Source organism: Gardnerella phocaeensis, from assembly GCF_048545075.1.
Lineage (GTDB): Bacteria > Actinomycetota > Actinomycetes > Actinomycetales > Bifidobacteriaceae > Bifidobacterium > Bifidobacterium vaginale_J.
On sequence record NZ_JBKQXS010000001.1, the window covers coordinates 461,419 to 474,934 of the forward strand.

10 protein-coding genes and 1 tRNA gene are annotated in these 13,516 nt (G+C 43.7%); 7 read left to right on the top strand and 4 right to left on the bottom strand.

Annotated features, from left to right (window positions below):
* The first annotated feature begins 144 nt into the window (after positions 1 to 144).
* Complete coding sequence (locus ACJV2T_RS01995) at positions 145 to 1,704, top strand: ATP-dependent helicase (RefSeq protein ID WP_419398987.1); 1,560 nt, start codon at positions 145 to 147, stop codon at positions 1,702 to 1,704.
* A gap of 208 nt (positions 1,705 to 1,912) precedes the next feature.
* Here ACJV2T_RS01995 and ACJV2T_RS02000 read toward each other — a convergent pair whose 3' ends face one another.
* The gene (locus tag ACJV2T_RS02000; protein ID WP_419398988.1) at positions 1,913 to 3,769 is read right to left on the bottom strand and encodes a zinc-dependent metalloprotease; all 1,857 of its coding nucleotides are present in this window, start codon (positions 3,767 to 3,769) and stop codon (positions 1,913 to 1,915) included.
* 280 nt (positions 3,770 to 4,049) lie between these two features.
* Between ACJV2T_RS02000 and ACJV2T_RS02005 the strand changes: the two genes are divergently transcribed.
* A complete protein-coding gene (locus tag ACJV2T_RS02005) occupies positions 4,050 to 4,937 on the top strand; it encodes a YlbL family protein (protein WP_419398989.1) in 888 nt (295 codons plus the stop codon).
* Positions 4,938 to 4,982: 45 nt separating this feature from the next.
* Here ACJV2T_RS02005 and ACJV2T_RS02010 read toward each other — a convergent pair.
* Positions 4,983 to 5,056 (bottom strand) — tRNA-Val (locus tag ACJV2T_RS02010).
* A 118-nt stretch (positions 5,057 to 5,174) separates the two neighbouring features.
* Here ACJV2T_RS02010 and ACJV2T_RS02015 point away from each other — a divergent pair.
* Genes ACJV2T_RS02015 through ACJV2T_RS02025 form a run of 3 tightly spaced genes read left to right on the top strand, consistent with a single transcriptional unit; the run spans position 5,175 to position 8,266 of the window.
* Entirely contained in the window at positions 5,175 to 6,692 is a 1,518-nt protein-coding gene (locus ACJV2T_RS02015) for a DivIVA domain-containing protein (protein ID WP_419398990.1), read from the top strand.
* A gap of 30 nt (positions 6,693 to 6,722) precedes the next feature.
* Entirely contained in the window at positions 6,723 to 7,469 is a 747-nt protein-coding gene (gene recO / locus ACJV2T_RS02020; RefSeq protein ID WP_415683407.1) for a DNA repair protein RecO, read from the top strand.
* Positions 7,470 to 7,471: 2 nt separating this feature from the next.
* On the top strand, positions 7,472 to 8,266 hold the full coding sequence (locus ACJV2T_RS02025) for an isoprenyl transferase (protein WP_415683408.1): 795 nt from the start codon (positions 7,472 to 7,474) through the stop codon (positions 8,264 to 8,266).
* A gap of 17 nt (positions 8,267 to 8,283) precedes the next feature.
* On the opposite strand, the gene ACJV2T_RS02030 is transcribed toward ACJV2T_RS02025, so the two are convergent.
* A complete protein-coding gene (locus ACJV2T_RS02030) occupies positions 8,284 to 9,516 on the bottom strand; it encodes a M20 family metallopeptidase (RefSeq protein ID WP_419398991.1) in 1,233 nt (410 codons plus the stop codon).
* 64 nt (positions 9,517 to 9,580) lie between these two features.
* Positions 9,581 to 9,946: an MTH1187 family thiamine-binding protein gene (locus ACJV2T_RS02035; RefSeq protein ID WP_419398992.1), complete on the bottom strand. Its 366-nt coding sequence runs from the start codon at positions 9,944 to 9,946 to the stop codon at positions 9,581 to 9,583.
* Between the two features lie 730 nt (positions 9,947 to 10,676).
* On the opposite strand from ACJV2T_RS02035, the gene ACJV2T_RS02040 reads away from it, so the two are divergent.
* Complete coding sequence (locus ACJV2T_RS02040) at positions 10,677 to 12,197, top strand: glycine--tRNA ligase (protein ID WP_415683410.1); 1,521 nt, start codon at positions 10,677 to 10,679, stop codon at positions 12,195 to 12,197.
* A gap of 69 nt (positions 12,198 to 12,266) precedes the next feature.
* Entirely contained in the window at positions 12,267 to 13,421 is a 1,155-nt protein-coding gene (gene dusB / locus ACJV2T_RS02045; RefSeq protein ID WP_419398993.1) for a tRNA dihydrouridine synthase DusB, read from the top strand.
* Positions 13,422 to 13,516 lie beyond the last annotated feature (95 nt).

Here is a 13,516-nt window from a genome sequence, read left to right on the forward strand (position 1 = left end):
CCAGTGCTGCCAACTTGAATCTACTGAGTTGTGTCACACTCCCACAGTAATACAAAGCACCGAAATTTTGCCAATTTTTTGTAAGTTATACACATATTTTTATTCTTGTTGCGTAAGCGTTGTTATTGCTGCAACAATAGAATTATGAATTCTTCACCAGAAACTTCGCAAGTGACTTCGCAAGTGACTTCTAAAACTTCGCAAGTAACTTCTCCAGAAGCACTTTTAGACGGGTTGGATGATTCGCAACGCGAAGCTGCTACCGCGCTAGAAGGGCCTGTGCGCATTATAGCTTGTGCAGGAGCTGGTAAAACGCGCACTATTACGCGCAGAATTGCGTATGCTTGCGCTAGTGGTAAGTGGGATCCTGAAAGAGTTTTGGCAGTTACTTTTTCTGTAAAAGCAGCTGCGGAAATGAGATCGCGTATTGAGGCTCTTGGTGTAAGTAATGTTGGATGCGTCTCAACATTTCATTCTGCGGCTTTGCAACAAATTCGCAGCGTGTGGAACGACGTCTGTTCCGCACAATTTCCGTCAATTATGAATGATTCTCAGCAAATCATAGCTTCTGCGCTTAAGCGTTATCCGGATTTTGCGGACATGACTTTGTTGCAAACTCGCGATATCTTGGCAGAAATTAATTGGGCGAAAGTTTCGCTTATTGCGCCTGACGATTACTTGCGTGTGTGCGCTTCTACGCACCGTTTGCCTCCTGCAGGTTTAGAGCCGCAGCAATTTGTCGATATATATGAAGCTTACGAAACCGAAAAAAATGCGCATAATTGCATAGATTTTAACGATATTCTTCTACTTTGCTGCCATATTTTACGAAATTTTCCGGAAGCTGCGAACCGTATTAAGCAATCAATCGGATGGATCACAGTTGACGAGTATCAGGATGTGTCTCCTTTACAGCACGAATTGTTGCGATTATGGATGGGGCAAAACCGCGATATTTGCGTAGTGGGCGATCCTGCGCAAACAATCTACTCGTTTGCAGGTGCGAATAGTTACTATTTGCTTTCATTTCCGCAAGAATTTGCTCCTCTTGGTGCAGATATTAGTTTGAATACTGACTACCGCTCCACAGAACGCATCGTAGGTCTTGCTAATAGAGTGCTTGCTGCTTCTGCGTATAAAAAGGATTACGTAAAAGTTAAAGCTGCAACGAAAGGTGGCGTTCGCGTTAGTCAGCAAGTTTTTGCCACCGATGTTGAAGAAGCTTTGGGCGTGGTTGAGCAAATTGCAAAACTTGTAAAAAGCGGTGCTGCGCATCTTGGGGAGTGCGCAATACTAACGAGAACCAATGCTCAACAACAAGTAGTTTGTAAAGCGTTAAAAGCAGCAAAACTGCCGTATCGCGTGAGAAAAGACGTGGGGTGGCAGCGAAATGTTTTAGAGGATGCGCAAAGCTACGGTTCTCAAGGTATTTCTGACGTTTTTGCATCTTCTAATATTTCAACTGTTACTGTTTCAACTATTCATGCTGTTAAAGGTTTAGAGTTTGCGCATGTCTACGTAATTGGCTGTTCTGAAGGGCTTATTCCTTTTGGCTCTACGGCTGATGACAGTGCTTTGGAAGAAGAGCGCAGACTTATGTACGTTGCAATAACTCGCGCAGAAAAGACTTTGCATCTTTCTTACGCTTCTAGAAAAGACAGTGGAACTGGCATGAATCGCGTGCCTAGCCGCTTTCTTGCTTAATCTCGCGGCATAAATTTTACGCTCGTGTAAAGTTTCTGCCGTTTTTTGGCGCGTAGCCGACCGTTTCTTTACGCGGCTGCACAGTTTCTGCCGGATTGAGTTGCGTAGCCGACCTTTCCTTTACATGGCTGCACAGTTTATGCCGTTTTGTGCGTTGAGGTCGATTATTTAGCTGGATTGTTGTTGGATCAGGAGTTTTACAGGAGTTTTATTCGCCGTCAGCACCAGTTTCTTCGGAATTACCGGTTTCGTTACCGGTTTCGTTACCAGATTCGTTACCAGTTTCGTCGGAATTACCGGTTTCGTTATCGGTTTCGCTGTTTTGCTTCTTTTGGCGCGCATCCTCTTCCAAAAGCTTGCTAAGTTCAGCATCCCAATCATTTGTGCCTAAATCGTCTTCTGTTAATTTTTCAAACGATTTTTCGATAGGCTTATTTTCGATAGCATTAGCAGTATTTTTGTTACTTTCGTGACTGTCTGCACTTTCGTGACTGTCTGCATTTTCGTGACTGTCGCTAGTTTCACTAGTTTTTTCAGTTACTTCGCTAGATTGATTAGACTGAGCTTCTGTTGCATTTTTTGCAGCAGTTTTCGTTGCATCCTCCGCATCGATTTCTTTCGTAACTTCGTCACCTGCGTTACCAGCACCGCCACCTGCGTTACCAGCGTTACCAGTATCGTTACCAGCGCCGTCACCAGCATTACCAGCATTACCAGCTTTACTTTCAGCACCAGCATCCTTCGTAACTTCGCTAGCTTCCGGCAAAGTTGGCAACAAATCTGGATGACTCCACAAGCTATCTCGCTCTTCAATACCGCGCTCGCGAGTCAACTTTTCCCACAATTGCGATGCTTCACGCATACGGCGAGGTCGCAAATGCAAACCAAGTAACGATTCAAACGTCACTTCTGCAGGTCCTCCTGCAGCTCGCTCGCGACGCATCATCTCTCGCAACTGCTCAATGTGCACAATATGAGCCATTCCAGACTGCCATGTAACGCAATCAACCCAACCTTCAACAAGCGCAAGTAGAGTTTCCAAACTATGCAAAGCTTGACGCTGCTCTTCAGAATCATTGCTGCCAATATTTTGCAAATTAACAGCTCCCGAAATTGCTTCCGGATTCATTGTTTCCACGTCGCGAAGCTGTTCTTCCATAGCTTCTAAATCAATGCTTATTCCGTTTGCGTACTTAATAATCAGCGCTTCAAATCGTGGCATAAGCCATGGCACGGATGCAAATAATCTTGCGTGTGCAGCTTCTCGCAAAGCCAAATAATTCATGACCTCTGTAATATCCAACTCCCACACTTTTGCATACTCAATGCAGTTGTATGGAATTAATCCGCCTGCAGGATTTTGTAAAAGCGCAAGACCTTGATCAAAACTGCCGTGCACTTCGTGCGAAAGTGCTCCAGCTGCTTGACCCAGTTGCATAGCAAACGAAGTGTTTCCAAGCAGTTTCATTAGTTGCGCTGGATTATTCATTCCTTCAGGCAGCGGAATCGGCACAACTCCTGCAAATAATCCTTTTACTTCAGCATCATCCACATCACGGAATCGCTCTTCAATAACAGAAGTGAGTGCTTCGTTTACTGATTTTGCAACAGGATTAGCGAATTTAACCCAAGCTTCAAGCGTTTTTTCTACCCAATCAGCTCTAGACAATACTTCTGGCGTTCCAGGAGCAGGATTGAAATTGCACGTTATATCTAGCCACAAGTTCGCTTGGCTTAAAGCTCTTCGTGTGGCATCTGCTACGTCTGCATTTACATTTCCTTGATCGCCATTAGCGTGCTGTAAAGCAATAGATTGCGCTAACTTGCGATTAATTGGCCCTTCTTCAAGTGTTGCTTCCATTTCGTACGGATTATTAAGACCACCTGCGCTGAAAGCTTGCATCATTCCGCGAACTTCGTCTGGTTTAGGAAGCTTATCTGGATTCTGATTTAAGAGTTGTTCGCGTAGCTCAAAAGGAAGCTGATCAAGCTGTTTCCATGCTTCTTCTCCTTGTATTGGCCCAAAGCATTCAATGAGCCATTGGTGAATTGCATCGTCATTCATGAGCGTATCCTTCTCGTGCCACGTGTTGCATAATTTACAGTTTTTATTTTTATACGTTTCGTATCTGCATGTATTTATACGTATTTTATAAGTATTTATACGTATTTTACACGTCTTTATATGCGAGTTTAGCGCATCTTCTTAATAAAAATATTTTTTAATACAAATATTCTACTCGATAATATGGTTTTATGCGCTACAACTTGCACGCAAATATATTTTAAAGCAAAACTATATAGGTCTTGTGTCATGTATATAGGGCTTGTGTCATGATACAAGCATGTTTCGCTTTTCTACAGGTACTAATGTATTCCGTGCGTGTTTTAGATTCTTGCGCTCGCTGCTTCACGCTTTAGTTTCGTACATTACTTCGCATTCTTTGCGATATTTTGCAGGATTCTTTACAGTAATTGTTGCGATTTTTGCGTTGTCGCTTCCAAGCGCATACGTTGTAGAAGAGCCTGGTCCAACGCAGGATGTTTTAGGATCCCTATCAAATACTCCTGTGATTGATATGTCTGGTTCTCGAGTAAAAGAGAATCATGATACTGGTAAGTTATTGTTGATTACTGTAAATGTTTCTGGTGTTCCTGGATATGAGGTTTCAACATTTTATTCATTGATTTCATGGATGGATCCTCATAAAAGTTTGTTGCCTCGTGAAGCTATTGTGCCGGTAGGGCAGAGCGCTGAAGAGTATGAGAAGGAATCAACTAACGAGATGGATGATTCGCAAAGCCTTGCTCAAAATGTTGCGTTACAGTACGCGTCTAAGCATCTTGGAATTAAAAAAGAAGATGTAAAAGTTCGTTTACATATTGAAGATATTGGTGGACCGTCTGCCGGAATGATGTACACTCTAGGAATTCTTGACAAGCTTACTCCTGAACAAGAAACTGGTGGTAAGACGATAGCTGGAACTGGAACTATTGAAAAATCGCAAAAAATTGGCGAAATTGGCGGTATTCAGTTAAAGATGATTGCAGCTAAAAGAGATGGAGCTACTTGGTTCTTAGCGCCTTACGATAATTGCAATGAAGTTGTTGGGCATGTGCCACAAGGTTTGCGCGTTGTAAGTGTAAAAACATTGGATGATGCTTACAAAGCGTTAAAAGCTATTGGTTCTGGTCGTGGGGCAGATAAATTGCCAAGTTGCAATGTGAAATAAAATTACAAACCAAATAAAAAATAGAAAATAAACAAAAGCAGAAAGTGGGCGATGAGGGACTCGAACCCCCGACATCCACCGTGTAAAGGTGGCGCTCTAGCCAGCTGAGCTAATCGCCCGTTCGCAACAAATTAAAAACATACATGATGGTGTGTACGAATGCAACGTGTGGCGCGCGTCGTAACAATCGCGTACAGTATACTGAATAAGAACATGTGCTCAGGAGGTCGATATTCGATGGCTCAGAAACCTGATACCGCTCGTAATGCTTCAGCAATGGAGCGTGTGGGTAAGCGTAAGTTAGGATATAACGTTGCGCAGGTGAATGCTTTTCTAGAGCGCGCTCACACTTTGTATGAAAGCGATGAAGCTCGACTCACTCAGAAAGATATTCAAGAGGTTTCTTTTGACTTGGAGCGTAATGGTTACGTTATTGGTCAAGTTGATGCTGCGTTGTCGCGTTTGGAACGTGCTGTAGTAGATAAGTGCACTGAGCAAGAATTGGCGCAATGCGGGCGAGTTGCATGGAAAGCTCGTGTGGAAGCGCTTTATCGTAAACTTTTGCAACATGCTCAAAGAGATTATCGCGATCGTTTTGATCGTGGTTCTTCGCGTCATCCGTCTTATGCGCGTAAACAAGTGGATATTATGGTCGATCAAGCGTTAGATAAGATTGCTCTTATGCTTGGTCATGAGCTTGAGTGGGAAACCGACAAAGAGACATTGCAAGATATTGATTCTGCTTATGTTTCTAATGTGATTTTTACACAAAAAAATGGTAAGCACGGTTATGATGAGCGCCAAGTTGACTACTATTTAAACGCTTGCGTGCGTTTGCTTAGCAGCTTGGAATCTTTTGAGCGTGTAGAACAGTATGTTGATGCGGATAATAGTAGTTCCTCATACTCTCGAGCAGAATCTGAATCTTATTCTGCTCCTGCTTCTATTCCACCTTCCGTTCCACCTTCTGTTATTCCTGTAACTAAAGCTGAAGAGCCTGCTAAATCTTCAGAATCTACGGAATCTTATAACCATTATGAAGAGCCTGTTCCATCATTTGCTCCTTCAATAAAGCCTGCATCTGACTTCAGTGCTGCTTCTGCATCTGCCGCTGCTTCTGCTTCTGCATCTGCATCTTCTGCTTCTTCAATATTCAAACCTGTTGAGGATGCTGTGGAAGATGAAGACACTGCAGATAGATTGCCTAAGATTGCACCTCGCTCAGTACCTAGCGTGCCAAATCATGATAAACAAAGCATTTTTGCTCCTGTAGATTATGCTAATCAAGATTCTAATGATTCGTTTGAAGCGTTAAATAAGTCTGAGCGCGCAATATTTACACCTCATGCTGCTGCAAGTAAGCCTTCTAATGTTCTTAACGATGCTGATAGCAATGACGAGCTTTTGCAAAGTGCTACAGTAATGCGAAACTCTTCTGAAGCTTCTGTGCTACCTCCTTCTTTCACTCCTGCAGCTCGTAATCGCAATAATTCACCTGCACCTATGCCTGCACCGGCTCCTGCTCCTTCTGAGTCAATTCCATCATTTGCTCCCCAAGATTCTGCACAGCATTCGTCGCAGCATTCCTCGCTTAATATTCCGGAGTTGCATGTTTCTAATTTGCAGCCGAGTAAGCCATTGAGTTTAGATATTCCAGATTTGTCATTCCCAATTATTGGCCATATTGATGAATCTACTAATTTCGGTAGCTCTTCTCAAAGCGACGACGATTCGGAAAATAACGATCGTAATTAATCTAACTATTAAAAAGATATAGTTTGATTTATGCCATTGTATCGCGATGAAGCTGTTGTGCTTCGTACTTTTCCTTTAGGTGAAGCGGATAGGATTGTTGTGCTTCTTACTAAGCGGCATGGCAAAGTTCGTGCTGTTGCAAAGGGAGTTCGTAGGCTTAAATCGCGTTTTGGCGGTCGTCTTGAGCCGCTTATGCGTGTCGATTTGCTTCTTGCGCAAGGTAAATCTTTGGATGTAGTCTCGCAGGCAGTTTCTATTGCTGCTTATGCTGGCGAAATTTGTGCAGATTATACGTCCTATGAGTATGCAAACGTCATGCTTGAAGTTGTGGATTTGCTTGTTTCTAACGAATATACAGATGAATACAGGCGTGAATATCAAGATACGCTAGGGCAGTATCGTCTACTTACTGCGGCTTTACTTTCATTATCTAAGCATAAGCATTCTCCTGATGCTATTGGCATGTCGTATATATTGCGAGCATTGTCATTAGCTGGGTGGTCTCCGCGACTACAAGCTTGTGTTGTATGTGGCAAAAACGAAGATTTATGCTATTTTTCGCCTTGCGCAGGTGGAATGATGTGTGCAAGCGATCACACTCCAGATTCAATAGTTTGTGCTAATTCGACGCGTTTGCAATTGTGTGCGCTTGCGCAAGGAAACTGGTCTGTTCTTGACGGAGTGTCGGTTGATTCTTCTACTATGCGCTGCGTTCAGCAATGGGCTGAATATTATCTTGAGCGACCTATTCGTTCGATGGGGTTGTTACATTCGTAAGTATGGCTTTTGAAAACGTGGATTATAAGTCGCTTGATATTCCAGCGGCTCCTTTTAGTGACCCTTCTCGCATACCAGATTTTCCTAAGGGCAAAGTGCCTCGTCATGTCGGTGTGATTATGGACGGAAACGGACGCTGGGCAAAAGAGCGCGGAATGATTCGAACCGAAGGTCACAAAGCTGCAGAACCGGTAGTTTTTGACGTTATTGCAGGAGCTATAGAAGCAGGAGTTCGCTACTTAAGCTTATACACTTTTTCTACCGAAAATTGGAAGCGCTCTCCGCAAGAAGTGCGCTTTTTAATGGGATTTTCTAGGGAAATTATCCATAGGCGAGTTGCGCAAATGAACGAGTGGGGAGTGCGCGTTCGTTGGTCAGGAAGGCGCCCTCGTTTGTGGAAGTCTGTTATTGACGAGTTGGAAAAAGCGCAAGAAATCACCAAAAATAATAAAACTATTGACGTTGTTTTTTGCATAAATTACGGCGGTCGTGCAGAAATTGCGGATGCTTGCGCGCAAATTGCGAAAGAAATTCGAGACGGCAAAATTAAGGGCGATCGCGTAAGTGAAAAAATGATTGCTGAGCACTTGTATAATCCGGATATTCCAGATTGCGATTTGGTGATTCGCACTTCCGGCGAGCAGCGCACCAGCAACTTTTTGCCGTGGCAAGCATCCTACGCGGAACTTGATTTTGTGCCGGAACTATTCCCGGATTACGGCCGCGAAGCGCTGTGGAGATCGATTGACCGTTATGCGCATCGTGACCGCAGATTTGGTGGCGTAAAAAACGCCTAGTATCTCACTAAGATTTGTTACTTTTCGCTAGTGAGCCAAGCGCAAGCTGCCACAACTGCAGCTTCTAATCCGCGATTAAGAGTGGGCTGCAAATCTGGGGCGAATGCCGGATTGTGATTTCCAGGAGCATTCTGCATATCCGCAAAACCACCTAAGCCCCAGTAAGCGTAAGGAGTTTTAAAAGCGTTCGCGACTATAGAAAAATCTTCCGAAGCAGAAGCGCGCGAAATATCTACAGAATCTTCTCCAAAGTATTCATCAAAAGCTTTACGCACGCGCAAAGATGCATTCTGATCATTATTTGTAAGCGGATAGCGATCATAATACGTAAACTCTGGTTCTTTAGGACATCTTGCAAGCTCGCACTCTCCACGCACAATTCGTTCAATAGCATTGTGCACAAATTTTTGAGTATCTTCGCTATAAGTTCTTGTGTTAATTAAAAGCTCGGCATCATCAGGAATAATATTCGACTTACTTCCTGCATTAAGCGCGCCAACTGTAACAATTGCGTAATCTTTAGCTGCAAGTTCGCGAGAAACAATCGTCTGCAATTTAAGCACAATTGATGAAGCAACAACCACTGGGTCAACGCTCAACTCAGGCATAGAACCATGTGAACCTTTACCAAAAATGTGCACGCGAATCGAAGCTGCAGTAGTTAAGAACGCGCCCGAACGAATACCGACTGTTCCTGCAGGAATAGTGCCCAACACATGCTGACCAAGGTAAACGTCGGGCTTTGCAATCATACTCGTAATGCCATTTTCCACCAAGTCTTTTGCGCCTTGAGCTGTTTCTTCTCCAGGCTGAAAAACGCCAATGTACGTTCCTTTCCAAGCATTTTTATGCTCATTAAAAGCCTTCAAGGCACCAAGTAGGCTGGAAATATGAAAATCGTGACCGCAAGCGTGTGAAACTCCAACCGTTTTGCCATTTTCGTCTTGCGTGCTAACTGTTGAAGTGTAATCTTTTCCTGAATTTTCTTTAATTGGAAGCGCATCGATATCCGCTCTCATAGCAACAACAGGACCTTCGCCGTTTTTAATCTCTGCCACAACGCCTGTTTTTCCAACTCGCTTTGTTTCAATCCCAGCTTCGCTAAGAATATCAATAATTGTTTGAGCTGTATGATCTTCTTTCATTGACAGTTCAGGATGTTGATGAAAGTATTTGTATTGTTTTTCTCGTTCTCTTTGGGTTTCATCTAAATCGGATAATATTTTCTGAACTGCCGTAAGTTGCAGCATAAATTCCTGCTTTCTTTTGTTTTATTATAACTTTTGCGAGTTTTGAGATTATTTGATTTTAACTTTATTCTTCTTTATTTCGTTCGTCGAGAATCTTGTCTACAAGATCGACTTTTGCGTCAAGTTGATTGCTAAAACCAGGGCGAATATCTAATTTTAGGATTACCCCAGTGCGGTATCCTTTGCTGACTAGTGCCATCGTAGCGTCTTTCACAACGCGCATAACGTCATCAAATTCGCCCTCAATATTCGTGAACATTGCGTTAGTTTCGTTTTTTAATCCAGAATCGCGAATTACTTGCACTGCATCCGCCACGTACTCGCTCAGCTCTTCTCCGACTCCGCTTGGAAAGATGCAGAGCGCCGCAACCGTGTTAGTTTTGTGAGCGTTTGCGTGGTCGTTTGTATTCTCGTTATTATTTTCACTCATAGTAACAATTCCTTTAAAATCTTAATCTTACGCAAATTTAGCAAAATGTAACGCAAAACAATGCGTCACCAAACTTATAATTTATATTACCTCTTGATTGTTCCGTTATTCAGTCATGTGGATATTCGTGTGGTAGAGATTTGAGATTTTTCGCACTTATTGGATGCTTGCACGTTTATGAAGTTTTGCAGTTGCGCTTTGCAGGAGCTGATTCCTGTTGATTAGCGAACACTAGCGTTATTGCTGCTGCACACACTACACCAGGCACACAAACCACGCACCACACCGCAGCTTAATTGCGCGACTTTAGTTGCACTTAGTAAACCACGCACTTTTCGTAACAAACTCAACGAGTCTATGAGTTTTGTGTTGTGACTAATGTTGTAGAGACTCAAAAGTTTTCGGGCAGAGCAATAAAAGAGGACTGAGGAAGCAACATTCTTTAAGAACAAAGCAGACAGTAAAACCTTTAACAGCTAAAGCGACGAAGGACGGGACTTGCGATGCTGAAAACTTTCGAGGCTCATCAGACCGACTATAGAAAACATTAATCAAAACTCATAGACGATACTAAAGAATCTCGAAAAGAAAATCGCAAATAAAGAAATCTCACAAAACTCGCGCCACATTAAACGAATTGCAATATTTGATAATTCTACAAGCGTCACAGGGTTTTTCTATAATAGCAACGTTTTCACCCGAATTTTCTAGTTTTACGAAAAGGTGTATTGTGGCTGTTTCAAAGCTTGATGAAGTCGTGTCCTTGGCTAAGCGTCGAGGATTTGTGTTCCCAGCCGGCGAAATTTACGGTGGCACGCGTTCTGCGTGGGATTACGGCCCGCTTGGCGTTGCGTTAAAAGATAATATCAAGCGCGAATGGTGGCGCTACATGGTTACCACGCGTGGAGATGTTGTTGGTGTGGATACTTCCGTTATTCTGCCTTCACAGGTGTGGGTTGCTTCCGGTCACGTTTCCGTGTTTAACGATCCTTTGATTGAGTGCTTGAATTGCCATAAGCGTCATCGTGCAGATAAGTTGGAAGAGTCTTATGCTGAAAAGCATGGCGACAAAATGCCAGAAAATGGCTTAAAAGACATTGCTTGCCCAGATTGTGGTACTCGCGGAAACTGGACTGAGCCACGCGACTTCAACATGATGCTTCGCACGCATTTAGGACCGGTTGAAGACGAAAATAGCTTGCATTATTTGCGTCCAGAAACAGCTCAGGGCATTTTCGTCGATTTTAAGAACGTCATGACTTCTACTCGTCAAAAACCACCTTTCGGTATTGCAAATATTGGTAAGTCTTTCCGTAACGAAATTACGCCTGGAAACTTCATCTTCCGCACTCGCGAGTTTGAGCAGATGGAAATGGAGTTCTTCGTAGAGCCTGGAACCGACGAAGCTTGGCACCAGTATTGGATTGACACTCGCGTGCGTTGGTATGTGGATTTGGGCGTTAAGCCAGAAAACTTGCGCATGTATGAGCATCCTAAGGAGAAGCTCAGCCACTATTCCAAGCGCACTGTCGATATTGAATACAAATTCGGCTTCCAAGGTTCGGATTGGGGAGAGCTCGAGGGTATTGCAAACCGTACTGACTACGATTTGTCTGCTCATGCTAAGCATTCCGGCGAGGATTTGAGCTACTTCAACCAGGCTACTGGCGAAAAGTATGTGCCTTACGTTATTGAGCCTGCGGCTGGTCTTACGCGCTCGCTTATGGCGTTCTTGGTTGATGCTTACGACGTTGACGAAGCTCCAAACACTAAGGGCGGAGTTGACAAGCGCACTGTTCTTCGACTTGATCCTCGTTTGGCTCCTGTTAAAGCTGCAGTTTTGCCTTTGAGCAAGAAGCCAGAATTGCAAGCTGTTGCTCAAGATTTGGCTGCAGATTTGCGTCAGCATGATTGGGTTATCGATTACGACGAAGCCGGTGCTATTGGTCGTCGCTACCGTCGCGAGGATGAAATTGGTACTCCTTTGTGCGTAACAGTCGACTTCGATACTTTGGAAGATCATGCTGTTACAATTCGCGAGCGCGACACAATGCAACAAGAGCGTGTTTCCTTGGACAAGGTTGCAGATTACGTTGCTAGCCGCATTAACGAAAAGCGCGTTAAGTATCCGCAAGGTCCTGTTGAAATCGTTGGTACTCGTGCAGCTGACGGTGCTACGGATATTGCTAAAGAAGCAGGCAAAGACGAGTCTGAGCCTGTTAAAATCGCGACTGCTGGCGGATTGTACTAATACGCATTTAAGTAGCGCTTAAGCATTAATAAACAAAATTATTATTGAAGTGAACGGAGTTAAAGCAATATGAATTTTTCTATAAAACCAGTGGATTTAGGGAAAGTTCATATTGCAACTCCTGTTGTTCTGTCTCCAATGGCAGGAATCACTAACTGGCCATTTCGCGTAATCTGCCGCGAATTTGGTCCGGACGGGCTTTATGTAGCAGAAATGATTACAGCGCGAGCTCTAGTTGCACGAAATCCAAAAGCTCTTAGACTTTGCCGTTTTGCTCCTAGTGAAAAAGTGCGCTCTTTGCAACTTTATGGTGTAAATCCTTCTATTGTAGAGCAAGCAGCTCGAATTGTTGTCGACGAAAACATGGCTGACCACGTTGACTTAAACTTCGGCTGCCCAGTTCCAAAAGTGACGCGACGCGGCGGCGGTTCTGCTCTTCCTTGGAAAACTGATTTGTTGCAAGAAATTTTGCATCGCGTTGTTTCTATTTGTGAGCCAGCAGGAATTCCTGTTACAGCTAAATTCCGCGTTGGAATTGACGAGAATCATGAAACCTTTATTCAAGCTGGTCATATTGCGCAAGAAGAAGGATGCGCTGCTGTAACTTTGCACGCTCGCACAACTGCAGAATATTACGGCGGTCATTCAGACTGGACGCGTATTGGCGAGCTTGTAGAAGCACTCGATATTCCAGTTTTTGGCAATGGTGATATTTGGGGTGCGGAAGATGCGCTCGCAATGTTTAAGGAAACTGGTTGCGCTGGCGTTGCTATCGGTCGAGGATGCCAGGGTCGCCCGTGGTTGTTTGCTGATATTCGCAATGCTTGCGAAGGTAGCGATAATCGTGTGAATCCTACTTTGGCAGAAGTTGGTTCTGTTATTTTGCGTCACTTGAATCTTTTAGTTGAGTTTTATGATGGTGACGAGCGTATGGCTGTTCACGACTTGCGTAAGCATATTGCTTGGTATTTAAAGGGCTTTCCTGTTGGCGGTGGCACTCGTAAAGCGTTTATGGAGTGCGAGTCGATTGAGGATGTTCAACGTAATCTCGATATGCTTGACGGTTCTCTTCGTTTGCCAGAAAAAGTGTTAGACACGCCGCGTGGGCGAGTTAGATTTGCTAAAAAAGTTCATTTGCCGTATGGATGGTTAGATTCTCGTACAACTAGTCACGAAGAGCGAGAGGCGTTATTTGGTGACGATCCAATGGATGCAAGTTACTAGTGTTTTCTAGGGCTTTCGTCATTTTTTCGCACTGATTATTTCGAGAATATTCTATTAAAATCACCTTGTGCTCATATTTGCATATAGCACGGTGT

Coding starts and splice junctions, on each gene's coding strand:
- dusB (WP_419398993.1), top strand. CDS start 12,267: ATGAATTTTTCTATAAAACCAGTGGATTTAGGGAAAGTTCATATTGCA.
- ACJV2T_RS02005 (WP_419398989.1), top strand. CDS start 4,050: ATGTTTCGCTTTTCTACAGGTACTAATGTATTCCGTGCGTGTTTTAGA.
- ACJV2T_RS02015 (WP_419398990.1), top strand. CDS start 5,175: ATGGCTCAGAAACCTGATACCGCTCGTAATGCTTCAGCAATGGAGCGT.
- ACJV2T_RS02030 (WP_419398991.1), bottom strand. CDS start 9,516: ATGCTGCAACTTACGGCAGTTCAGAAAATATTATCCGATTTAGATGAA.
- ACJV2T_RS01995 (WP_419398987.1), top strand. CDS start 145: ATGAATTCTTCACCAGAAACTTCGCAAGTGACTTCGCAAGTGACTTCT.
- recO (WP_415683407.1), top strand. CDS start 6,723: ATGCCATTGTATCGCGATGAAGCTGTTGTGCTTCGTACTTTTCCTTTA.
- ACJV2T_RS02000 (WP_419398988.1), bottom strand. CDS start 3,769: ATGAATGACGATGCAATTCACCAATGGCTCATTGAATGCTTTGGGCCA.
- ACJV2T_RS02025 (WP_415683408.1), top strand. CDS start 7,472: ATGGCTTTTGAAAACGTGGATTATAAGTCGCTTGATATTCCAGCGGCT.
- ACJV2T_RS02035 (WP_419398992.1), bottom strand. CDS start 9,946: ATGAGTGAAAATAATAACGAGAATACAAACGACCACGCAAACGCTCAC.